25 protein-coding genes are annotated in these 22,727 nt (G+C 35.2%); 14 read left to right on the top strand and 11 right to left on the bottom strand.

Features of this window, described 5'->3' with window-relative positions; genetic code table 11:
* Positions 1 to 46: 46 nt before the first annotated feature.
* Positions 47 to 430 carry a hypothetical protein gene (locus HAV12_RS12220; protein WP_171569907.1) on the bottom strand — a complete coding sequence of 128 codons (384 nt, stop codon included), beginning with the start codon at positions 428 to 430 and terminating at the stop codon, positions 47 to 49.
* Between the two features lie 91 nt (positions 431 to 521).
* Positions 522 to 941, bottom strand: a complete 420-nt coding sequence (locus HAV12_RS12215; protein ID WP_171569906.1) for a hypothetical protein — start codon at positions 939 to 941, stop codon at positions 522 to 524.
* A gap of 144 nt (positions 942 to 1,085) precedes the next feature.
* On the opposite strand from HAV12_RS12215, the gene HAV12_RS12210 reads away from it, so the two are divergent.
* Entirely contained in the window at positions 1,086 to 2,315 is a 1,230-nt protein-coding gene (locus tag HAV12_RS12210; RefSeq protein WP_171569905.1) for a multidrug effflux MFS transporter, read from the top strand.
* A gap of 140 nt (positions 2,316 to 2,455) precedes the next feature.
* Here the strand turns inward: HAV12_RS12210 and HAV12_RS12205 are convergent, their stop codons facing one another.
* From HAV12_RS12205 to HAV12_RS12190, 4 genes are all read right to left on the bottom strand, one after another.
* A complete protein-coding gene (locus tag HAV12_RS12205; protein WP_132036786.1) occupies positions 2,456 to 3,715 on the bottom strand; it encodes an NAD(P)/FAD-dependent oxidoreductase in 1,260 nt (419 codons plus the stop codon).
* An 85-nt stretch (positions 3,716 to 3,800) separates the two neighbouring features.
* Positions 3,801 to 5,135: a DEAD/DEAH box helicase gene (locus HAV12_RS12200; protein WP_171569904.1), complete on the bottom strand. Its 1,335-nt coding sequence runs from the start codon at positions 5,133 to 5,135 to the stop codon at positions 3,801 to 3,803.
* A gap of 109 nt (positions 5,136 to 5,244) precedes the next feature.
* A complete protein-coding gene (locus HAV12_RS12195) occupies positions 5,245 to 6,783 on the bottom strand; it encodes a DEAD/DEAH box helicase (protein ID WP_127339934.1) in 1,539 nt (512 codons plus the stop codon).
* Between the two features lie 111 nt (positions 6,784 to 6,894).
* Complete coding sequence (locus HAV12_RS12190; RefSeq protein WP_132036784.1) at positions 6,895 to 7,425, bottom strand: DUF6155 family protein; 531 nt, start codon at positions 7,423 to 7,425, stop codon at positions 6,895 to 6,897.
* Positions 7,426 to 7,528: 103 nt separating this feature from the next.
* Between HAV12_RS12190 and HAV12_RS12185 the strand changes: the two genes are divergently transcribed.
* Both HAV12_RS12185 and HAV12_RS12180 read left to right on the top strand, forming a co-directional pair.
* Complete coding sequence (locus HAV12_RS12185) at positions 7,529 to 7,816, top strand: DUF3817 domain-containing protein (protein WP_132036783.1); 288 nt, start codon at positions 7,529 to 7,531, stop codon at positions 7,814 to 7,816.
* Complete coding sequence (locus HAV12_RS12180) at positions 7,809 to 9,065, top strand: mechanosensitive ion channel family protein (RefSeq protein ID WP_171569903.1); 1,257 nt, start codon at positions 7,809 to 7,811, stop codon at positions 9,063 to 9,065. Before HAV12_RS12185 ends, HAV12_RS12180 begins: the two co-directional genes overlap by 8 nt.
* A gap of 174 nt (positions 9,066 to 9,239) precedes the next feature.
* Here the strand turns inward: HAV12_RS12180 and HAV12_RS12175 are convergent, their stop codons facing one another.
* Complete coding sequence (locus HAV12_RS12175; protein WP_171569902.1) at positions 9,240 to 9,680, bottom strand: hypothetical protein; 441 nt, start codon at positions 9,678 to 9,680, stop codon at positions 9,240 to 9,242.
* Positions 9,681 to 9,735: 55 nt separating this feature from the next.
* A complete protein-coding gene (locus HAV12_RS12170) occupies positions 9,736 to 10,119 on the bottom strand; it encodes an acyl-CoA thioesterase (RefSeq protein WP_127339929.1) in 384 nt (127 codons plus the stop codon).
* Positions 10,120 to 10,189: 70 nt separating this feature from the next.
* On the opposite strand from HAV12_RS12170, the gene HAV12_RS12165 reads away from it, so the two are divergent.
* The gene (locus tag HAV12_RS12165; protein WP_132036780.1) at positions 10,190 to 10,582 is read left to right on the top strand and encodes a glyoxalase; all 393 of its coding nucleotides are present in this window, start codon (positions 10,190 to 10,192) and stop codon (positions 10,580 to 10,582) included.
* Between the two features lie 92 nt (positions 10,583 to 10,674).
* Here HAV12_RS12165 and HAV12_RS12160 read toward each other — a convergent pair whose 3' ends face one another.
* From HAV12_RS12160 to HAV12_RS12150, 3 genes are all read right to left on the bottom strand, one after another.
* Positions 10,675 to 12,417, bottom strand: coding sequence for a DUF885 domain-containing protein (locus tag HAV12_RS12160; protein ID WP_171569901.1), 1,743 nt, complete (start codon positions 12,415 to 12,417; stop codon positions 10,675 to 10,677).
* A 48-nt stretch (positions 12,418 to 12,465) separates the two neighbouring features.
* Positions 12,466 to 14,442, bottom strand: coding sequence for a thiamine pyrophosphate-dependent enzyme (locus HAV12_RS12155; RefSeq protein WP_171569900.1), 1,977 nt, complete (start codon positions 14,440 to 14,442; stop codon positions 12,466 to 12,468).
* A gap of 194 nt (positions 14,443 to 14,636) precedes the next feature.
* Positions 14,637 to 15,386 carry a 4-hydroxy-tetrahydrodipicolinate reductase gene (locus HAV12_RS12150; RefSeq protein ID WP_171569899.1) on the bottom strand — a complete coding sequence of 250 codons (750 nt, stop codon included), beginning with the start codon at positions 15,384 to 15,386 and terminating at the stop codon, positions 14,637 to 14,639.
* A gap of 255 nt (positions 15,387 to 15,641) precedes the next feature.
* Here HAV12_RS12150 and HAV12_RS12145 point away from each other — a divergent pair, with 255 nt between their 5' ends.
* The 10 genes from HAV12_RS12145 (at position 15,642) to HAV12_RS12100 (ending at position 22,723) form a co-directional block, all read left to right on the top strand.
* Positions 15,642 to 16,592: an isopenicillin N synthase family oxygenase gene (locus HAV12_RS12145; RefSeq protein ID WP_171569898.1), complete on the top strand. Its 951-nt coding sequence runs from the start codon at positions 15,642 to 15,644 to the stop codon at positions 16,590 to 16,592.
* Between the two features lie 114 nt (positions 16,593 to 16,706).
* Positions 16,707 to 17,039, top strand: a complete 333-nt coding sequence (locus tag HAV12_RS12140) for a translation initiation factor (protein WP_171569897.1) — start codon at positions 16,707 to 16,709, stop codon at positions 17,037 to 17,039.
* Positions 17,040 to 17,126: 87 nt separating this feature from the next.
* Positions 17,127 to 17,996: a nucleoside phosphorylase gene (locus HAV12_RS12135; protein WP_171569896.1), complete on the top strand. Its 870-nt coding sequence runs from the start codon at positions 17,127 to 17,129 to the stop codon at positions 17,994 to 17,996.
* Between the two features lie 111 nt (positions 17,997 to 18,107).
* The gene (locus HAV12_RS12130; RefSeq protein ID WP_171569895.1) at positions 18,108 to 18,581 is read left to right on the top strand and encodes a DUF4265 domain-containing protein; all 474 of its coding nucleotides are present in this window, start codon (positions 18,108 to 18,110) and stop codon (positions 18,579 to 18,581) included.
* Positions 18,582 to 18,729: 148 nt separating this feature from the next.
* Positions 18,730 to 19,581 (top strand): substrate-binding domain-containing protein, encoded by an 852-nt coding sequence (locus HAV12_RS12125; protein ID WP_171569894.1) that lies wholly within the window; start codon positions 18,730 to 18,732, stop codon positions 19,579 to 19,581.
* A 19-nt stretch (positions 19,582 to 19,600) separates the two neighbouring features.
* On the top strand, positions 19,601 to 20,533 hold the full coding sequence (locus tag HAV12_RS12120) for a transglutaminase (protein WP_171569893.1): 933 nt from the start codon (positions 19,601 to 19,603) through the stop codon (positions 20,531 to 20,533).
* Between the two features lie 184 nt (positions 20,534 to 20,717).
* Entirely contained in the window at positions 20,718 to 21,083 is a 366-nt protein-coding gene (locus HAV12_RS12115) for a hypothetical protein (RefSeq protein WP_171569892.1), read from the top strand.
* Positions 21,084 to 21,240: 157 nt separating this feature from the next.
* Entirely contained in the window at positions 21,241 to 21,816 is a 576-nt protein-coding gene (locus HAV12_RS12110) for a YdeI family protein (RefSeq protein ID WP_171569891.1), read from the top strand.
* 117 nt (positions 21,817 to 21,933) lie between these two features.
* The gene (locus HAV12_RS12105) at positions 21,934 to 22,278 is read left to right on the top strand and encodes a helix-turn-helix transcriptional regulator (RefSeq protein ID WP_171569890.1); all 345 of its coding nucleotides are present in this window, start codon (positions 21,934 to 21,936) and stop codon (positions 22,276 to 22,278) included.
* Complete coding sequence (locus tag HAV12_RS12100) at positions 22,256 to 22,723, top strand: SRPBCC domain-containing protein (RefSeq protein ID WP_171569889.1); 468 nt, start codon at positions 22,256 to 22,258, stop codon at positions 22,721 to 22,723. Before HAV12_RS12105 ends, HAV12_RS12100 begins: the two co-directional genes overlap by 23 nt.
* The last annotated feature ends 4 nt before the right edge of the window (positions 22,724 to 22,727 follow it).

The following is a 22,727-nucleotide window of genomic DNA, read 5'->3' as shown; positions in this document are numbered from 1 at the left end:
TACATAATATAAATTATAGTTCAAAATATATAAAGCTACTAACAGCTTATTCGTTTATTTTAGTTAAAACTGCTTCTTTTGGAATCAAATCTGACCCACCTCTTTTGCTCAACTGTACAACTCCGTCATTGACAAATAAAACTGCAGTAGCTGAAACTCCGTTTTTTCCTTTTAGCGTAATCTGAGCTTTTTCTCCCAGAACATAAACATATCCGCTGACTTCCATAATTCCGCTATTTAGCTTTTCGTCTTTGCTGGTAACTTCAGCGATACCGTAAATTTTACTGTTGGATTGCGCTATGTTTAAAGTTAAAATATATTCTTTACTACAGTTTTTACAATTTTCATTGTTCCAGGTTCCGTTGAATTGATTGGTTTGGGAATATGCTGAAAAAGAAATGAATAATAGCAGTAAAATGATTTTTCTCATAATGATTAAATTTTTTAGAATAATTGCATTTCAAATATAAAAGAAAAAAGCATCACTTTCGTGATGCTTTTCAGATGTTTCAAGAATATCTTTATTTAATTTTTTTCAGGTAAACTGATTTTCCGTTTAAAGAAACATTGATTTCGTTATTTTTCTCTGAGAAAGTTGTTCTTAAGGCATTTCCTTTAAAAATCTGAACATCTCCCCAAACTTTTCCGGTTTCATCAGAAACATATTCAAATAACAATTTTTTATTATCAGGCTCAATTCCTAATTTGTAACTTGAGAATTTTGAAGTTGTCAAATTAAATTCCTGTTGTGTGTCAATTATTTTACCATCAGCATAAAAATTGGTCACTGATTTATTTAAAGTAATATCCGGATAATATTTGTTTACTTTTTCAAGTAATGCATATTGGTCAGGACTTGCATCTTCAATTTTTGTGGTAATGGATTGTGCGAATGAAATTGTTGTAAAAATAAGAGCCAATAGTAAAGTGAATTTTTTCATAAATTTTAATTTTAAGGATTAAAGTTTCAAAATATTTTCTAAAACTTACATAATAACCACTTTTTATACAAAATGTAATTATTATATGCAACAAGGTACTAAATATTTATCTTTGTACGAAATAAAAAGCAAAGTTTTAAGAAAATGACAACAAAAAAATATATCAAGCTGATCCTTATTTTGGGGTCTCTGACAGCACTTGGTCCTTTTTCGATTGATATGTATTTACCCGGTTTCTCTGGTATTGCAAAAGATTTAAATACCTCTGTGGCCAAAGTTTCCATGAGTTTGTCCAGTTATTTTATTGGAATTTCTGCCGGACAGTTGCTTTACGGACCTTTATTAGACCGTTTCGGACGTAAAAAACCATTGTTTATAGGCTTAATGGTTTATATACTAGCGTCTTTAGGATGTGTTTACGTAACTAATATTGATTCTTTTATACTTTTGCGTTTTGTTCAGGCTGTTGGAAGCTGTGCTGCGACAGTAGCTTCTGTAGCAATGGTCAGGGATTTGTTTCCTGTAAAGGATATTCCGAAAGTATTTTCTTTACTGATGCTTGTTCTTGGACTATCACCAATGCTGGCACCAACAATTGGTGGGTATGTAACCGAGGATTATGGCTGGCATATGGTTTTTTTAATCCTCATGTTTATGGGGATCGGGATTTTGATTGCTTCACAAATTGGTTTGCCAAACAGCTATAAACCGGATACCTCAATTTCACTAAAACCGAAACCGATCATTTCTAATTTTATAAAGGTGCTTAAAGAACCTCAGTTTTATACGTATGCTTTTACCGGTTCGATTGCTTTTTCAGGCTTATTTACCTATGTAGCAGCCTCTCCTATCATTTTTATGGACATCTACCACGTTGATGCTAAAACGTACGGCTGGATTTTTGCATTCATGTCAATCAGTTTTATTGGCTCAAGCCAGTTAAACTCACTTCTTTTAAAGAAATTTTCGAGTGAACAGATGATTTTCAGTGCTTTAATTGTACAATCTGTCATAACGATCATTTTCCTGATTCTTTCCTTAAATAATTTATTAGGGTTATATGAAACTATCGGAATGCTATTTTTGTTTTTGGCTTGTTTGGGAATATCAAACCCGAATACTGCCGGACTTACAATGGCTCCTTTTGCCAAAAATGCCGGAAGTGCTTCGGCTTTAATGGGCGCAATCCAATTAGGGCTTGGGGCTTTAGCTTCGTTTGCTGTCGGAATTTTTGTAAAAGATTCGGTAGCGCCTATGGTTGTTATTATGACCGCAACTACTATTATTGCTTTTATTGTTTTGAATGTTGGTAAACGCTTTATCACACAAAAAGTCGAAATAGCAGCAGGAGATGACGCTGTGATTGGGCATTAAAGGACAATAATTTTCATTTTTTTTAAATTCCAAATTTCAAACGTGTTACGAAATTTGAAAAGCATAAAAAAGCCAGAATTTATTAAATTCTGGCTTTTTTATTGGAATTTGGAATTTAAAAAGATTGAATTCACCTTTTTTTAGCTTCTCTTATCCGGTCTGATAATCATTCTAAGCGACTGATCACTCGCAAAATACGCTACCATCCAATTCCAGAAGGTGTTTAATCTGTTTCTGTAGGTTATTAAGGAAATCAGGTGAATAAACAACCATATAATCCAGGCAAAGAACCCTTTGAAATGCCATTTTGGACTAGGTAAATCTACCACGGCTTTATTTTTGCCTATAATTGCCATCGAACCTTTATCATTATAAGCAAACGGCTTAAGAGGCTTACTTTTAATAATTGCTTTAAAGTTTTTGGCTAAATTTAATCCTTGCTGAATCGCCACTTGTGCCACTTGCGGATGTCCGTCAGGAAATTTTGCATCTCCGGCTAAAATTGCCGTATCGCCAATCGCATATATATTTTCAAGTCCGTTCACTTTATTATACTGATCGGTTGCCATACGACGACCGCGACCATAACTTTCTTTTGGAATTCCTTCGAAAATTTTAGCAGAAACTCCTGCAGCCCAGATTAAGTTTTTGGTTTTGATGGTTTCGCCATTTTCGAAATATACAGTATCATCGACATAATCTGTAACACGGCTGTGTAATTTAACAACAACACCCAAATTGGTGAGTGCTTCTAAGGTATCTTTTTGGGAAGCTTCACTCATTGGTGACAGTAAAGCATCTCCTCCATCGACTAAATACACATTACTCGCCGATGTTTCCAGCTCCGGATATTCTTTTAACAGAATGTTTTTTCGCATTTCGGCAAACATTCCGGAAACCTCTACTCCTGTAGGTCCGCCACCAGCCACAACAATCGTCAATAATTTGCGGCGTTTGCGGATATCTTTGGTGATTGCTGCTTTTTCAAGGTTTTTAAGCAATGTGTTACGCATTTCGATGGCATCATTTAAGGTTTTCATCGGAATAGCATTTTTCATCACGTTTTCCATTCCAAAATAGCTTGTTTCAGCACCTGTTGCAAAAACAAGATAATCGTAGGTCAGCTCACCGTTACTAAGAATAACTTTATTTTCGGCAGGAACTACAGAAAGTAATTCCCCAAGACGAAATTGAAGATTCTTTTTGCCGGCAAAAAATTTCCGAAAAGGATAACTGATACTTGATGGCTCTAAAAAAGCAGTGGCAACCTGATATATAAGTGGTGGGAAAAAATTATAATTGTTCTTGTCAACAAGCGTTACTTGTATCTGAGGCTGATTAACCAGTTCTTTCGCGAGATTCAGACCTGCAAAACCACCTCCAATAATGACTATTTTCATATATATTGTTTTACGAATAAGATTATTTTCTTTTAAATCACCTTAAAAGTACAACATAAATTAACAGTTACAAAGTCATTAGAACTTACTTTTTGAATTTTTTAACAGGTTTTTCTACTACATCGATTTTGTTTTGTAAAACATAATTCGCTAACAATTTTTCGATCAGTTCGTCTTTTGTTAAGTGATGAAAAACAGTTTTTACTTTTGTTTTTAAATCAGTAGAAATCTCCTGATTGGGTTTTGTTTTGAAAATTTGTTTCGCCCATAACAGGGTATTATTCTCTTCTAAACTTACTACGGATGGTTTCTGAAACTGAGTGAATTTAATCCCTAATTCTTTTTCGAATTCCGGAATTTCAATTGCTTCTTCCTCTTGCAAAACCGTTAATGAAAGTCCCTTTGCTCCTGCTCTGGCTGTTCTTCCGCTACGGTGTACATAATTTTCATACGTATCCGGCAAATGGTAATTCACGACATACGAAATTTCTTTTACATCTATTCCTCTGGCAGCCAAATCTGTGGCAACAAGAATATTAATATGTCCTTCACGAAATTGTTCCATGATTCTGTCACGAATTCCCTGCGATAGACTTCCATGAAGCGCTCCTGATGAAAAACGATTAATAGCCAGATTTTTAGCTAATTTATTGACCGCAGCTTTTGTTTTACAGAATATAATTCCGCGTTGGCCTTCTTTTGAATTTAGGAAATGCATTAAAACATCCAGTTTTTCGATTGGGTCAACAATAATATATTCATGGTCAATTCCCTGATTACCTACAGTTTCCATATCGGCACTCACCTGAACTACATTTTTATTCAGGTAATTCTGAATCAACTGCTTGATTGTTCCCGGTAAAGTAGCTGAGAATAACAGGGTGCGGTGTTTTTTAGGAAGTTCAGCAACAATTTCGTCTAAACTTTCTTTTAGGATTGAAACCATTTCATCGGCTTCGTCTAAAACTAAATATTGGGTTTGTTTTAAATCGATGGCTTTACGCTGAATCAAGTCGATTAAACGTCCCGGAGTGGCTACTACAATATGTGTTGGCTGTGTCAAACGCTCTATTTGTGGTTTTATTGGGATTCCACCACAAGTTGAAGCGATAGCAATATTTGGAATGTGTTTTCCGAAATCTTCTAAATTTCTAAAAATCTGTTGTCCGAGTTCTCTGGTTGGAACCAGGATAATGGCCTGAACAATTGGTGATTCTGTATTTATTAATTGCAATAAAGGCAATCCGAAAGCAGCTGTTTTACCTGTTCCGGTTTTGGCTAAACCTACTAAGTCATGAGTCTCAGTTAAAAGAAGCGGAATTGTTTTTTGTTGAATTTCTGTTGGATCAACAATGTTTAATTCGCTTAACGCTTTTAAAATGGGTGCTGAAATTCCTAATGCTGAGAATGGTTTAGACATTTTTTGTTTTTGTTATTATTTTTTTTGTTTCAGGTTTGATGTTTCAAGTTAGATGTAGATTCCAATAACCTGAAACATGAAACCTGAAACTTTTTTAATCTTTCCGGGATCAATCCGGCTCGTTCATGATTTTTTCACGGTATTTTTTACCGATTAACAAGACCATCTTTAATTTATAATCGTCAACCAGCCATTCGCGGTAATTTTTACTGCACTGGCTCAAACATTTTGCATAACGTTTGATACGGCATTCTATATCGTCATCTAATTCTTTACCAAGAGATTTGGCTTCCTGCAAAGTTTCAGTGTTATCCACGCACATTGCGGCATGTTGCTCTAATGACTTGTCTAATACAACTTTAGAGCGTAAATTTTGTTTGATGATAAGTTTATGTTCTTCATCAACATCAAAAGTAACATCTGCAGTTTTACTGAATTTTGCACGTAATTCCGGAGGCATGCTGTATTTGAAATACAATTCAATTTCGGTATCATCACGAAGATTTTCTAAATAAAACTCAGGTGATTTAAAAATATGCTGCCAGTTAACAGGCTCGCTCCATAAACCAAAACGTGCTGCATTATTACCTAAATCAATCACTGTAAACTCGTCCTTACCTGGTAATTTACGAGATCCGCGACCAATCATCTGGTAGTATAAAGTTAAAGATTTTGTAGCTCTGTTTAGGATAATAGTCTCAACAGTAGGCTCATCAAAACCAGTAGTTAAAATTCCAACCGAAGTTAAGATCGCATCCGGAGTTTTTTTGAACCATTGCAAAATATCCTTACGTTCTTCAGCACTGCTGGTGTTATCCAGGTGTCTGATATCGTAACCGGCTTCCCTGAAAGTTTCATATACATATAATGAAGTATGAATACCATTGTTGAAAATCAGGGTCTTTTTACCTAATGAACGCTCTGTATAAGCATGCAAAAGTTTTTCCTGCATGATGGTATTCGTATATAAATCGTCTGATGATTTTACGGTATAATCTCCGTTAATACCTACTTTCAGTGAGGTTAGACCCACATCATAACTATAGGTTGTAGCACGCGCCAAAAAACCTTTGTCAATCAATGAACTAATGGTATCACCTACAATAAGTTCATCATAACTTTGGTGCATTGGTAATTTTATATTCGAACTCAAAGGTGTTGCAGTTACTCCAAGAATAAAAGCATTTTTGAATGAGTTTAATAATTTACGGAATGAATTGTAATGCGCCTCATCAATAATAACCAAACCGATATTATCCAGATGTAATTTTTCATCATTGATACGGTTTTTTAAAGTCTCAACCATCGCTACAAAACAGGAAAATTCGTTTTGATCCGGTAATTCTTTTACTTTACTATTGATTATTTTATTAGAAACACCAAAGCCTTTCAGCATTTTTGAAGTCTGTTTGCAAAGTTCGATACGATGCGTTAAAACCACTACTTTTTTGTCATTATTGGCTAAATAACGACGAACGATTTCAGAGAAAATAACTGTTTTCCCTCCACCGGTTGGTAGTTGATACAATAAATGATGTTGAGCAGGAGCATTGTCTAAACGATCAAAAATGGCGTCAATATCGCCTTTTTGGTATGCATAAAGTTCTTTTTTCTCTTCTCTTTCTATTTCTAAAGTGTTTTGAGACATTGTAAATTTTTGGATTTTTGCAAAAGTACACCTAAAAAACAGTTATTCATCTTATTTTAACCTAAAATAAATGATTCTTTTTAATAAGATTTTTTATGGGAAGTGTTTTTATTAGTCGATTTTCTCTAAAATTGTCTCAAAATCATACTTGTTTTTCCATTTTTGTTGAATTGTTTCTTGTTCGACAGCAATTATTCGGTCCTTAAAATCATTCAAAATTCCGTTCGAAATTGTAAAATTCACCACCTGCTCAAAGGAATTGAGCATGCTTTTGTAGAATAATTCCTGCTTTATAAAGTTTTGAGACGAAAAGGTCTGCGCGATTTCAATGTTAAACAACATTACGTCGGCAATCACAAAAGGATCCACTCCAAGTGAAATAAAATGCTTGATATATTTTTGCGCTACAGAACGGCGCATTTTTGCTTTCGGACGCCATTTTGCGTTGGGCTTTTTAATCGGGAAGTATTCATGTGAGATTTTGACCTTGCATTCCTGTAAAAGTTTATCTTCTTTCGGGTTAAAAGCAAAATCATAGTAGACTTTTACCGGACTAAACTTTTCGTACAATTCGATAATTTGTTCTTCGAGCTGTTCTTTATTTAATTCGCCTAAATATTTTTTTAAATCGCGCTTACTCATTATCAAAGTTTAAGATTACAAAAGTAAATTACTTTTGGCATTCATACTTAAAATGCCATCGATAATACTTAATTTTGCCTGTATAAACTCAAAAAATAAATACATGCTCAAGATTTTTAAAGTTACGGCAATTTTAGAAGGAATCTCATATTTAGTTTTATTTGCTAATATGCTTATTATCAAAACCAACAATCCAGAACTTTATCATACTATATTACGTCCGTTAGGAATGACGCACGGAGTATTGTTTATTGGTTACATTGTATTGGCGTTTTTACTGAAAAAATCTCAAAACTGGGATTTAAAAACTTTTGGAATCATTTTAATTGCTTCTCTTATTCCGTTTGGAACTTTTTATATCGAGAAAAAATATTTAGAGAATAATGCATAAGCTTTTGGATAAAATATTTAACTTTTTGTATCCGATTTTTAGGGATTGGGGCATGAGCCGCAACTTTGCGTCTTATATCAGCCTGATTTTTAATATCATTATTTTAGTGGCTCTGGCCTATATTATCTATTATGCAGCCAAATTTGTGCTGGTGACGCTAACGGCTGTTTTTGCACAACGCACCAAAACAAAATTTGACGATTACCTAATTCAGAATAAAACTACCAGATATACCGCTTATCTGATTCCGTTTTTCTTTATTTATAAAGCGGTTCCGGTTATTTTAGACAAATACGAATACTGGGAATTGATTTTCGGAAAAATAGTTGGGGTGTATATCGTTATGCTTGGATTATGGATCGTTCGTACGATTTTTAATTCCTTACGCGATTATTTAAAACAAAAACCGGAATACAGCGACAAACCTATTGACAGTTTTGTTCAGGTAATTATGATTATCCTTTGGATATTTGGAGTTGCTATTATCATTTCGAAATTATTCGGTATCAAGCAAGGCGAACTTTTGACTATTTTAGGAACGCTTTCCGCGATTATCATCCTGATTTTCAGGGATACGATCCTTGGATTTGTGTCAAGCGTTCAGGTTGCCATAAATGATATGGTTCGAATTGGTGACTGGATTACAATGGATAAATTTGGTGCCGACGGAGATGTGATCGAAATTAACCTTACGACGGTAAAAGTCCGAAATTTTGATAATACAATTACAACTATTCCAACTTATGCTTTGAGTTCGGATTCTTTTCAGAACTGGCGCGGCATGCAAAAATCGGACGGACGCCGTATTAAGAGACATGTTCTGATAAAAAGCAGCAGTATTCGTTTTTTAACTGACGAAGATCTGAATCAGATGAAAAAAGTCCAGCTTATCAGTTCCTACATAGAAACCAGACAGGCTGAAATTGAAAAATACAACGAGCAGCGCGGAGTTGATAAAACGCTGGCGTTAAATGGCCGAAATATGACTAATCTGGGCTTGTTTCGAAAATATATTATTCAATATTTAGTAACGCATCCCGGATTAAATAAGGATATGCACATCATGTGCCGGCAATTACAATCTACAGCTCATGGCGTTCCTTTGGAAATTTATGCTTTTTCGAGTGATAAACGCTGGGCAAATTACGAATATATCATGGCTGATATTTTTGATCATGTAATGGCTTCTGTTGCTTATTTTGATCTTGAAATATTTGAATTACCTTCTCAAATTGGCCGATGGGATTAACTTTTTTACCATATAAGTAATTTAAGTGCATTTTAGTTTTGCTTTTTATCGCTGAATTACTTGTAGGTTTGTTTTTCTTCCGTTTTGGTTGGCCCATGGATGATTTTTTTGGTCATATAAGTAATTTAAGTTCATATAAAATAAAGCTTAAATGAACTTAAATTACTTATATGGTTATTCTTCGGCTTTGATTTCTTCGAAGATAAAGGCTGAATTATGGTATTCTATAGGAACGTCAGGAATAAAACAGGGAAGATTAAAATAAGTTCCCACCACTCCTTTTCCTAAAAATAATTTATTGTCTTTTTTCAGGAGCGCTAACGGCACTCTTTTCCAGCTTCCTCCAAAAGTTAAATAGTGGTAATCTCCGCGCAAAGTGTCGCCTTTTATATCCCCGCGTACCTCTCCGGAGTCCTTCCCTACTCCATAATGTGAAATTTCATAGCGGCCAAAGAATCGTTTATCATTCCTATTGATTAGTAAAACGGCAGTGTCTTTATTATGTATGGCACGATATAAAGACTGCTGGTACTTTTCTTTTCCTTCTTTGGAATTACAGGAAAACAATAACGTAAAAAGGACTAACGAAAGAACAAGTTTACGGGCTTTTGTCATTTTTTTAGGTATTATTTTTGAAACAATTTAACTTAAATGGACTTTGAAGATTTAATTACAGACGGTCTTTTACAAATTCAATTTGCGTTTTTCCATGTGCCAGCGGTTTACCGCTTTCATCTAAATTAACCATTGTAGCATTGTCAATTGTAATAATGATTTCGCGGGTCATCATGTTTCTTACGGCACATTTGAGAACCAGGGAAGTGTTGCCAAATTTTACCACATCTATTCCGATTTCAACAATGTCTCCTTGTCTGGCAGAGCTTTTAAAATTTATCTCGGACATATATTTAGTGACCACTTTTTGATTCTGTAATTGAATAATACTGTATAATGCCAGTTCTTCGTCAATCCAGGACAATAAATGCCCGCCAAATAAAGTTCCGTTTGGATTTAAATCCTGAGGCTTAACCCATTTTCTGGTATGAAATCGCATATTTTTATTTTAGATAAAACAAAAATAGGTTTTTACTATCGGATTTTTTCTTTAATTTTAAAGAAAAAACATGACAGACAGAGACACTTTTTTAAAAGAATTCAGAGGCGAAACTTTAGGAACTGTAAGTGCTCAGTCTTCGGCAGATGAGTTGTTCCAGAATCAGACTATCCGACCGGTTTTAAAACTTCAGAATGACCTCTTTATCGCTGCTTTTATTAATTATGCCAATAAAAACAAAGCTGACTTTTATTCGTATACCGTAGAAAAGAAATTACAAACCATTGAAAATTCAATCCAGAAAGACATCAAATTCAGAAATTCCCTGAAAGGAATGGCAATAGCACTTTTTACTGTTGAAGAATACAATACCTACATTCAGAATTCATCAAGCCTAAACAAACGAATGATGAATTTACTAATTGATCGCCTGAAAAGCCAGGTGCAGTTGTTTGAAAAGTAAGAGGTAGACTGTGAAATATAAATTGTGAAATGTAAACCGAGACTAAAAAAAGAGGCTCTTTTCATAACGAAAAAAGCCTCTTTTTTATTAATTTACTCCTTAGACAACATCAATTCCTTAATATATTTTACCGGAGCGCTGCCGAAGCTCAGGAATTTTTCATGAAACTTTTTAAGGTTAAAGTCCTTACCTTGTTGCTTTTTAAGTTCTTCTCTTAAATTGTATATTTCGGTATATCCTGTAAAATAAGAACATAACTGAACCTGGGATAATGTTACACGTTTCCATTTTCCATCGGCTTCCGCTTGCTGCTGGAAAGCTTCTTTGGTCAGTAAATCCAAGGCATGACCTTTAGACATGTTTTTAGTGTGAACGCTGATATCTAAAATCGTGTTACAAGTAGTTCTTAAATTCCATTTATAATACATCAGCCACATTTCATCCGAATTCTTGTAACCGCTTTCCAGCATCATTTTTTCAGCGTAGACAGCCCATCCTTCTACCATTGCACCATTTCCTAAAATTGATTTTATGATACTCGGCGATTGATTACTGTAAACCAATTGTGTATAATGTCCCGGAATTGCTTCGTGTATGTTTAGGATCTGAAGAATGTAATCATTGTATTCGCGTAAATAGCTTTCCGAGTTTTCAGCTGTCCATCCGGACATACTGCCTACATTATAGTACGTGTTTGCATTTTTGTCATATGGCCCCGGTGCAGAGATAGAAGCTCCGGCTACCCCAGCCATATAGGCAGGTTCTTTGCGCACTACAAGTGGTTTTGACGGATCGATATATAATAAATCTTTTGCTTTTACATAAGCGGTCAGCTCCGGGATTTGTTTTTCAATTTCAGATTGAAACTTCTCTGGCGTTGTATGCTGCAAGGATATTTTATCAATAACCTGTTTGATTAAGTCTAACTTATCTGTTGGTTTTGGTGCAGTTCCTTTGTATTTAATCCAAAGTTTGTCTGCCAGAACAAACATTTTGTCGTGCAGGTCTTTTTTATGATCAACAGCTATTTTATAAATCTGATCTGCACTGTATCCGGACTGAATGTCCAGATCGAATTTTTCAGCATACAATTCAGCGCCTAATCTAAAAGAACGCGGCGTTTTGTTCGGTAATATTTTTGACCAGTCTGCATAATCCGTAATTGCTTTTAGGGCAATTTTAGCTTTGTCCAGTATTTCTTTTTTCTCTGTGGCAGTCAATTTACTTTTCTCTACAGCAGTGCTCAGCTCTTCTTCAAAAACAGAAGATCCGCCTAAGTTTTGGGCTATGGCAAGTTCGGTATGCTCTATAGTTGGGTTTTTAATATTTTTTTTAGCTGCTTCATAATAGGCCGGAATTCCGTTCATCTTAGTATTAAAAGCTTTTAAACGAGTTTCCAGGCTATCATAGCTTCCGTTCAGGATTTCCGAAAAAGAACCGCAGACATTATATTCAGAAGGATTCCATTGAGACGATTTCATCTTTTTGGCACTAAAAATAATAGCATCCATCTGATTTTTTATCATGTAGAAATCAGTCTTATTCTTATCTGATAAATCGTCAATCGCGTAGTGTTTTAAAGAATCTAATTGCGCTGCAGCAAAATCAAGCTGTTTTTTTTCATCCTTACTATCCGGAATTACCAGAACACTGTCCAGTTTGTGGTAGCCCACACCGGAAGCCCAGCCGGGATACACTTCCCATAATGCGGTAACAAAACCATCTTTATAATGATCGAATTTTTTATCTAAGGAAGTATCGGCAGTACTTTTTGCACTTTTATTACAGGAAACCAGTAATGTGATCGTACAAATGGAAAGAAGCAGTTTTTTCATAATTTATTAATTAGTAAACTAAAGTTTTTAGGTCAGTTAAAAATAAGTCTAATATTGTAATAATTCCAATAAAACTTCTTCAAAACGGTTTTTAGGTAAAAACTGATCCTCAAGTGCTTTTGTGAAAGGAATAGGAGAATCCAGACTTGCTACTCTTTTTACCGGAGCATCCAGATATTCGAAACATTCTTCCATGATTAAAGCTGAAATATCGCTGGCAATTCCGCCAAACAAAGTATCTTCCTGATAAATAATTACTTTTCCGGTCTTTTTAACGGATGCAAAAATAGCTTCTGTATCCAAAGGCTGCAGTGTTCTTAAATCAATAAGATCAGCTTGTATTTCAGGATTTTGAGCTAAAGTCTGCAATGCCCAGTGCACCGGAGCTCCGAATGCAATAATGGTAACTGCGCTTCCTTCTTTTAATAAGGCTGCTTTTCCTAACGGAATGGTATAATAATCTTCCGGTACATCCTGGTAAACGCTGCGATACAGCTGTTTGTGTTCAAAAAATAAAACCGGATTCGGGTCATTTATAGAAGTATTCAATAAACCTTTGGCGTCATACGGAAAAGCAGGATAAACCACTTTTAATCCCGGTGTTTTGGTAAACCAGGCTTCATTAGTTTGTGAATGAAATGGGCCTGCCTGAGTTCCGCCGCCACAAGGCATACGAACCACCACATCGGCATTTTCTCCCCAGCGATAATGCGACTTGGCCAGTAAATTAACGATTGGATTGAAACCTGTCGAAACAAAATCAGCAAATTGCATTTCTACAATCGCCTTGTAGCCATTAATCGATAATCCCATTCCGGCAGAAACCACGGCACTTTCACAAATTGGTGTATTGCGGACACGGCCTTTTCCGTAAAGTTCTACAAAACCATCGGTTATTTTAAAAGCACCACCGTATTCAGCAATATCCTGCCCCATAATAACCAGGTTTTTGTGACGCTGCATCGATTGATTTAAACCATTACGGATCGCATCAATAAAACGAATATTTTCTGATGAAGAAGACGGGTTAATTTCCTCATGTTGATATGGTTTATAAACATCATCTAATTCTCCACTGTAGGTTGGAACGATTTCAAGTTCTGCATTGGCGATCGCCAGATTTTCATCTATTTCCTGTTTTATTTCGCTGTGCAAAGCTTCATCAAATTCGGCTGTCAGAATACCTGCTTCCGTTAAATAAGTCCTGTAATTGGCTACAGGATCTTTCGCAGCCCATTCGTCCATTAATTCCTTAGGAACGTATTTCGTACCACTTGCCTCTTCGTGGCCGCGCATTCTGAAGGTTTTAAACTCCAATAAAACCGGATGTGGGTTTTCAATCATTTCAGCTTTGAGCTGCGTCAGTTTGTTGTAGACTTCTACAATATTATTACCGTCAATAATGTAGCTTTCAATACCGTAACCAATGCCTTTGTCAGCTAGATTTTCGCAAAGATATTGTTCATTTGTTGGTGTAGAAAGACCGTAACCATTATTTTCAATGATAAACATTACAGGCAATTTCCAAACGGCAGCAATGTTCAGCGCTTCGTGAAAATCCCCTTCACTTGTGGCACCTTCGCCGGTAAAAACGGCTGTGACTTTTTTGTTATCCTGAAGTTTGTCCGCCAGAGCGATTCCGTCTGCGATCCCTAATTGTGGGCCTAGATGTGAAATCATACCAATAATATTGTATTCCTGGGTTCCAAAGTGAAAACTACGATCCCTGCCTTTTGTAAAACCGTTTGCTTTTCCCTGCCATTGCGAGAACAGACGGTACAATGGTATATTTCGTGTGGTAAAAACACCCAGGTTTCGGTGCATTGGCAATACATATTCGGATTCGTCCAAAGCAGCGGTAACCCCTACTGCTATGGCTTCCTGCCCTATTCCGGAGAACCATTTTGATACTTTACCCTGACGGATTAAGATGAGCATTTTCTCTTCTATCAATCGGGGTTTTAGTATTTTTTTATATAAATCTAAAAGTTGGGAATCGGTTAAATTTTGTCTGTAAAAGATCATTTTCAGGTTGTTTTTTTATAGTCTTCAAATATATAAAAATATAACAATTTTAACAGTATTTGTTAAATAATTAAATATTGTAAAAGTTTTTGGTTAGGAGAAATAAAAATAGAAAATTTAATAACCTATATATTGTTTTTCTTTAGAAAAGTACAATTTTATTCGTAATTACAAAATGACAGTATAACCTATTCTTAAGCAATGAAATAAGGTGCCAATATGTCTTCAAAATTAAACAAGCCTTCCTTCTTATCAATCAAATTTTCCGCCACAAAAATTACTCCGCTTCCAAAAGCTTCTCTTGAAATACTTTCATGAATAAGCCTCACGGTCTGGAATGGAAATCCAAAAACAACCTCATGTTTACCAACAATTCCGCCGGCACGCAAAGAATTAATATCTTCTTTTTCTAAATCAAGTGCTTCAGCAATTTTTATGGCAGTTCCGGAAACGCCATCTTTACCTTTAAAATGTTCTTCAATTATTTCGATATCTACAGAAGGCGCAATTTTCTTTAAAAATTTTGCAGCAAATAATAAATAATTGACTCCTAAGGTGATGTTTGGACTCCAAAAGACAGTCGTCATTTTGGAAAGTGATGCAAGGAAATCTTTTTCTTTTTTTGTGTAATGTGAAATAGCGGAGATGATTTTTATCTTTCGTTCGCCGGCAGCCTCCCCATAGCTGTAAATACCATCGTTGGAGGAGAAATCAATTATAATATCAACTGGCTGATTGTCCAGAAGTTCAGTCATAGAAGTAGATTCGCCTGAATATATTTTTCCGGTTTCTTCAGAGTCAATTCCAAGGTATTCTGCGGTGATGCGATTCTCTAAAGTATTGCTTTTTTTCATGACCCATGCGAGAGAGAAATTTTTATTTTGCAAGATTACTGATGCTACTGCCTTACCTGTTTTTCCAAATCCGATTAGCCCTATTTTCATAATATTGTTTTTTATAAAAATAGAAGTTTTTATTATCAAAGAGTGCCTTTTTAGGATTATTAACATTTTTTGCTCTGATAATAGCTTTTAAACTGAGTTATAATCAAAAAAAGGTATTATTATTTTTGGGTTAAATTATTTAAAGTAAAAAAGGAATTTTATATTAAAATTTAAAATTCAAATATAAAATATTCTCTACCTTTGTTATTGAAAGACTTTTCTATGTCTTTTATCTTTTAATAAAAAATGTAAAGTATGCAAAACATTCCTAGTGTAGACTTACGTGATTTCCTTTCGGGCGACCCGGAACGTAAACAAAAATTTGTAAATGAAATCGGCAGTGCATTTGAAAACATTGGCTTCGTAGCCCTAAAAGGTCATTTTCTGGATGATCAGCTGGTAGACGAACTGTATGGTGAAATAAGAAATTTTTTCGCTTTGCCACTGGAAACCAAGCATAATTATGAAATTCCCGGAATTGGAGGTCAGAGAGGTTATGTTTCTTTTGGAAAAGAACATGCCAAAGGTCGAAAAGAGGGAGATTTAAAAGAATTTTGGCACTTTGGACAATATGTTGACAAAGATTCCAAATACGCTTCAGAATATCCGGATAATGTAGAAGTAGCAGAGTTACCGCGTTTTAATGTGGTTGGTAAAGAAGCTTACCAAATGCTTGAAAAAACTGGTGTGTATGTTTTAAGAGCCCTTGCGCTGCATTTAGGTCTGGATGAGTTTTATTTTGATCAGTATGCCAAAGAAGGAAACTCTATTTTGAGACCGATTCATTATCCACCGATCACTTCTGAGCCTGAAAATGCAATTCGTGCTGCGGCTCACGGAGATATCAACCTGATTACACTTTTAATGGGTGCCCAGGGTAAAGGACTTCAAGTTCAGAATCACGATGGCGAATGGATTGATGCTATCGCTCAGGATGATGAGTTGGTAATTAATGTTGGGGATATGTTATCCAGACATACCAATAACAAATTAAAATCAACTATTCATCAGGTTGTGAATCCGCCAAGAGAATTATGGGGAACTTCACGTTATTCTATTCCGTTTTTTATGCATCCGGTAAGCGACATGCGCCTGGATTGTTTAGAAAATTGTATAGATGCTGAAAATCCTAAGAAATTTGAAGATATCACCGCTGGAGACTACTTATATGAACGTTTAGTAGATTTAGGTTTGATCAAAAAATAAAAACTTAAATGAATTCCAATATTTAAATTCCAAATTCCAAACTTAATTGGAATTTGGAATTTAATTTTTACAAACCTTAATAGTTGGAATTTATTTTTTTAGCATACAAAAAATATGGATTTACAAGATCAGTTAAAAAATTTGTTTCCGGATCATATCGAATCAGCTGAATCTGAAGAAGTTCAGCAGGAAGATCATGTGCTTTATGTTCAGAAAGAGCCTATGATCTGCAAATTTGAAAAACGAAAAGGAAAAGCAACAACCATCATCGAAGGCTATGAAGGCAGTGATGAAGACTTTAAAATTTTAGCGAAAGAAATCAAAACGAAATTAAGCGTCGGCGGAACCTTCAAGGATGATTCCATTATCATTCAGGGAGATTATCGCGATAAGATTATGGCAATTTTAAAAGAAAAAGGATTTAAAACAAAAAGAGTTGGAGGATAAAATTAGTTTGAAAGTTTCAGGTTATTTTGAAGCCAGACCATAGTAACTTAGAACCTTTGTGCCTTTGAACCTTTAAAAGAAAAAAAAATGATACAAGCATCAGAATTAATATTAAACCCGGACGGAAGCGTTTATCACTTAAACCTTCTTCCGGAACACATAGCCAACGATATAATTTTTGTTGGAGACCAAAACAGAGTAGAAAAAATCACTCAGTTTTTTGATTCAATCGAATTTTCAACTCAGAAAAGAGAATTCAAAACCCAAACCGGAATTTATAAAGGAAAACGCATTACTGTAATGTCAACCGGAATCGGACCAGACAATATTGATATTGTTGTAAACGAATTAGACGCTTTAGTAAATATTGACCTGAAAACACGTCAGCCAAAGGAAAACCTGACTTCGCTGAATATTATCAGAATCGGAACTTCGGGATCTTTGCAGGAAAATATTCCGGTAGACAGCTTTGTAATGTCAAAATTTGGATTAGGATTAGACAATATGCTTCGCTCCTACCTGATTGATGAAGTTTCGAATGTTGCGATCGAAGACGCTTTTATCGCCCACACGAACTGGGATATCCGAAAAGGAAGACCTTATGTGATTGCCTGTTCTGAGGAATTGGAAAAAATTATCGAATCCGATAAAATTTTTAAAGGAATTACAGCAACAGCCGCAGGATTTTACGGTCCGCAAGGACGTGTATTGCGTTTGAATATCCAGGATGAGGAATTGAATGGTAAAATGGATAATTTTAATTTCAATGACAGCCAAATCACGAATCTGGAAATGGAAACCGCTGCTATTTATGGTCTTTCCGCGCTTTTGGGTCACAATGCTTTATCGTTGAATGCTATTATTGCCAATCGTGCATCCGGGACTTTTAGTGAAGATCCGTACAAGGCTGTAGACGAACTGATTACTTATACGCTGAATAAATTGGCGGGGAATTAAATGTGTCAATTTGAAAATTAGATAATTCTTAAGACCTTAATAAATTAATTTAATAGTACATTTAATTCAATTGAAGTACAATGTGTTAAGTGTACCAGTGTAAAATAAATAATGGCAGAGACACACAAAAAAATCCTTTTCAGATATTATAGCGATTTATTAGAAGATACGGTTGTAGAAACTATGTGGGCCGAAATTATTGATTTGGAAAAGGGAATTTTTAAATTAGATAATATTCCGTTTTTTGGGCCTCTGATTGCAACAGACGATATTTTCTTTGCTGAATATGATGATAAGGAAGAAAAACTTACTTACAGAGAAACGATTGAAACGTCAGGAAACTCAATTGTGCAGGTTGTAATCATAGAAAAAGGTTTTGATAAGGAAATTATAAGAGAAAAACTGAAAGAAATCAATTGCGAATCCGAAGGCATGAATGAAACTCTTTTTGCTGTAGAAGTAACTAAAGCAGTAGATTATTCTTTCGTAAGAAGTTTATTAGATGAATATACAGAGCTTTCAGTGATAGATTATGGAGAACCCTGCCTTTCGGATAAACACAGAGCAGATTTACTGAAAAATTAATCAACAATCAACAACAATCAACAACAATCAACAACAATCAACAACAATCAACAACAATCAACAACAATCAACAACAAACAATCAACAATAAACTATCAACAACCAACTTAGCATACGCATACCCAACTTAACTTAAACTTAAACTATAATGAAAACCGTAAAAATTGTAGGTGTTCCTGAACACTTCAATTTGCCATGGCATCTATGCATTGAAAATGGCGAATTTGAAGCAGAAAATATTGATTTGCAATGGAATAATATTCCCGAAGGTACCGGTAAAATGTGTCAGATGCTTCGTGACGGAGAAGCTGATATTGCCGTAATCCTGACGGAAGGAATTGTAAAAGATATTGTAGCCGGAAATCCGAGTAAAATTGTTCAGATTTATGTGCAGTCTCCTTTAATCTGGGGCATTCATGTGGCAGCTAAATCAGAATTTCAAACCATCAAAGACCTGAAAAACAAAAAAGTAGCGATTTCCCGACTAGGTTCAGGATCGCAGCTTATGGCTTATGTAAATGCAAATGAACAAGGCTGGGAAACAGATGATTTAAAATTCGAAATTATAAATACCATAGACGGCGCTGTTGAAGCTTTGACAAATGGAACCGCAGATTATTTTATGTGGGAACATTTTATGACAAAACCACTTGTAGACAGCGGTGTTTTCAGAAGAGTTGGTGACTGCCCTACTCCATGGCCTTCGTTTGTGATTGCGGTTCGTGACGAGTTTTTGAAAAAGAACCCGAAAATAGTTGAAAAAATTCTTGAAATTATCAACAAAACAACCCACGACTTTACCCAGATTCCGGATATTGACAAAACATTGTCGGAACTTTTTCACCAAAAACTGGAAGATATCCAGGAATGGTTAAAACTCACACAGTGGTCTCAGAAACATTTAACCGAAAAAGCATTTATTAAAATTCAAAATCAATTATTTGATCTGGGAATTATTGATAAAAAAAGTACTTTTGTAGAAACGGTAAAAGCACTATAAAAAACTGCTTTTGATTCTTATGATAAAAATCCCTAAAATCGACTTTCCGCAATTAAAATCCAAATTACAGGTGAAATCACCCTGGGACAGGATTATTATTATGCTGTTGAGTCTTTTAATCACGGTTCCGATTTTCATCATACTGCATCAAAATCTGATCGATCTGAAATGGCCCTTCAATTTAGATCGTGTCTTCATATTTATATTTGTTTTTGCTGCCGTGTTCATGCTTCTTATGTTTCTGCGAACCATCATTATCGTTTGCATCGCGATTTATTTACTGGTTTTGTTCTACGGAAGTGTGATAGGCAATTATGGTTTTACTGAAATCTCCGAAGATTACAATTCGATGATTTACACCATGTCGGATAATCCTTTTCCACAGGATATTATTGTGGCCAAATTACTTCCGTTTCCGAATAAGTCGAAAATTATAAGTGCCATCGAATACGAAAATCCAAAAGTTCGGAATTTTGCTATTATGGCCACCACGAAGCATTTTAAGGGCATAAAAGGATATTCTGATTACAGAACAATCATTCAGTGTTTTGCTGTATTTCAGGAAATAAACAGTCGCTGGAACTATGTAAACGATCCCAAAGAAGGCGATTATATTGCAACGGCCAGTGAATCTTTACAATATTTCTCCGGAGATTGTGACGATCATTCCATTTTAATGGCCGCTGCCATACGTTCTATTGGCGGAACTCCGAGACTTATTCATACCAAGGGACATATTTATCCTGAAATATTAATTGGTTCTTTAATCGACCTTGAAAAAGTCAATTATCTGATTAAGAATGTGCTTTTTGTCAAAGAAAGCTACAAACAGACTTTACATTATCATATAGATGAACGGGGTCAGGTCTGGATGAATCTTGATTATACGGCCAAATATCCGGGAGGACCTTTTATGTATGAAGAGATTTTGGGAGCCCTTACCCTTAATTAATTTAAGATTGAAATCTGGAACTAAGTTGCTGATTTTTTGCTTTTTAAGAATAAACCCTACAAAGACTGAAATTTTTCAGGTCAAAATCCTAAAAACATTCCACTTTTTCTAAATAACTGACCGTAAGTATTTTGGATTTATTTTTTTTGTAACTTGTTTCCTGTTTAACTTTTAATCAAACATCATGAAAAAATCTAAATTATTTATCTTTGGAATTATGCTGGCAGCCATAGTCATGTTTTCGTGTAAGGGTCGAAATAAATTGATTAACTCCTGGAAAATTACTACCGTAGAAGCTAAAGTACCTCTTTCTGATTCTGCTAAAAATGTAATTCTCAAACAAGGAAAATTAACATTTACAGAAGACGGACATGTAAATGGCTATTTACAGAGTGAGATAACGAATGGTACGTATGCATTGACTAAAGGAGGTAAAAGTTTGGTTATTAAAGACGAAACAGGTACGCCGTATCCTTGTCAAAGCACTATCACCAGTGATGAACTGATACTGGACAGCAAAGAAATGAAGTTGACACTCAAAAAAATATAATTTCCGTTTTCTCCTTGAATGGGAATAAAAATACCACACCAAAAGAATAAAAACTTCTTACTTTAAGGAGTTTTTTTATTTTATAATTAAATCAAGCTGTTGACATACCCTTGTCACAAACACTTTTTAGATTTGTCTACTAAATTGAATAAACAAGATGCAGGATTTAGAAACTTTTTATCCGACAAGCAAACAGCATTGGAGAGAATGGCTACAAGAAAACCATACGTTCAAACAATCTATTTGGTTGGTTTGTTATAAAAAACAAGCGAATGTACCCACCATCACCTGGAGCGATGCCGTTGATGAGGCGCTCTGTTTTGGCTGGATAGACAGCACACGAAAATCTATTGATTCTGATAAATTCATACAATTTTTCACCAGACGCAAGCCCAACAGCATCTGGTCAAAAATAAATAAGGAAAAAATTGAACGGCTGATTAGTGAAGGCCTTATGTTTGAGGCCGGTCTTGAAAGCGTTGAAAAAGCAAAACAAAACGGTTCCTGGATTATTTTAGATACTGTAGAGGCATTATTTATCCCGCAAGATCTGGAAATTGCTTTTGAATCAAATCCAGGCGCAAAAGACTTTTTTTTAAGTTTAAGCAAATCTGTAAAAAAGATGATACTGTACTGGATTGTTGCCGCCAAGCGTCCCGAAACGAGGCAAAACCGCATCAATGAAGTGGCGATACTTGCCGCTCAAAATTTAAAACCAAAGCACATTAGCTAAGCGTACTTCCTTTTAACGGCTGTAAATACTTCTTTTTAAGTGTTTTATTGAAAATAATGCTAAATAAATTTATGCAGTCAAATAACTGCATTATATTTGCAGTCAAATAACTGCGTAATGGAAATTAGAAGAGATGTTTTTCAGGCAATAGCCGACCCGACCCGTAGAGCCATATTAAGCTTAGTCGCCCTGCAAGCGATGACACCTGGTGCAATAGCAGCCAATTTTGATTCTTCAAGGCAAACCATTTCAAAACACATCAAAATTCTTAATGAATGTGAGTTACTGCATCAAAGCCAAAACGGAAGAGAAATTTATTACCATTTAAATCCCGAAAAAATTAAGGAAATTGACAGTTTCATTGAGCCTTTCCGGAAAATGTGGGACGAACGTTTTAATAAACTCGAAGCAATCATGAAAAATTATAAAAAAGAATCACATGGAAAGAAAGACCAAAATTAATGCCGAAGACGATAAACAGGAACTAGTCATTATAAGAGAATTTGATTTGCCTTTAGAATTACTTTTTAAAGCGTATGCAGAACCGGAAATTGTAGCACAGTGGATGGGAACAAAAGTTATAAAACTGGAAAATAAGAAACATGGCAGCTGGCAATTTGAAACCACTGATCCGAACGGGAATGTGGTATTTGGGGCGAATGGTGTCATTCATGAATTTATTCCAAACCAGAAAATTACCCGCACCTTTGAAATGGAAAACAGCCCCTTCCCTGTTCAGCTTGAGTTTTTAGAATTTGAAAAAGCTACGGAGGAAACCAGTACACTTACCATACACATCATTTATAAATCTGTCGCCCTGAGAGATCAAATGCTCAAACTGCCTTTTGCACAAGGCCTGAACATGGCGCATAACAGATTACAGGACATTGTAAATCAACTAAAATAAATAT

Origin of the sequence: Flavobacterium sp. CLA17, from assembly GCF_013112255.2 — a bacterium.
Lineage (GTDB): Bacteria > Bacteroidota > Bacteroidia > Flavobacteriales > Flavobacteriaceae > Flavobacterium > Flavobacterium circumlabens.
This window is presented reverse-complemented; position numbering and strand designations above follow the sequence as displayed.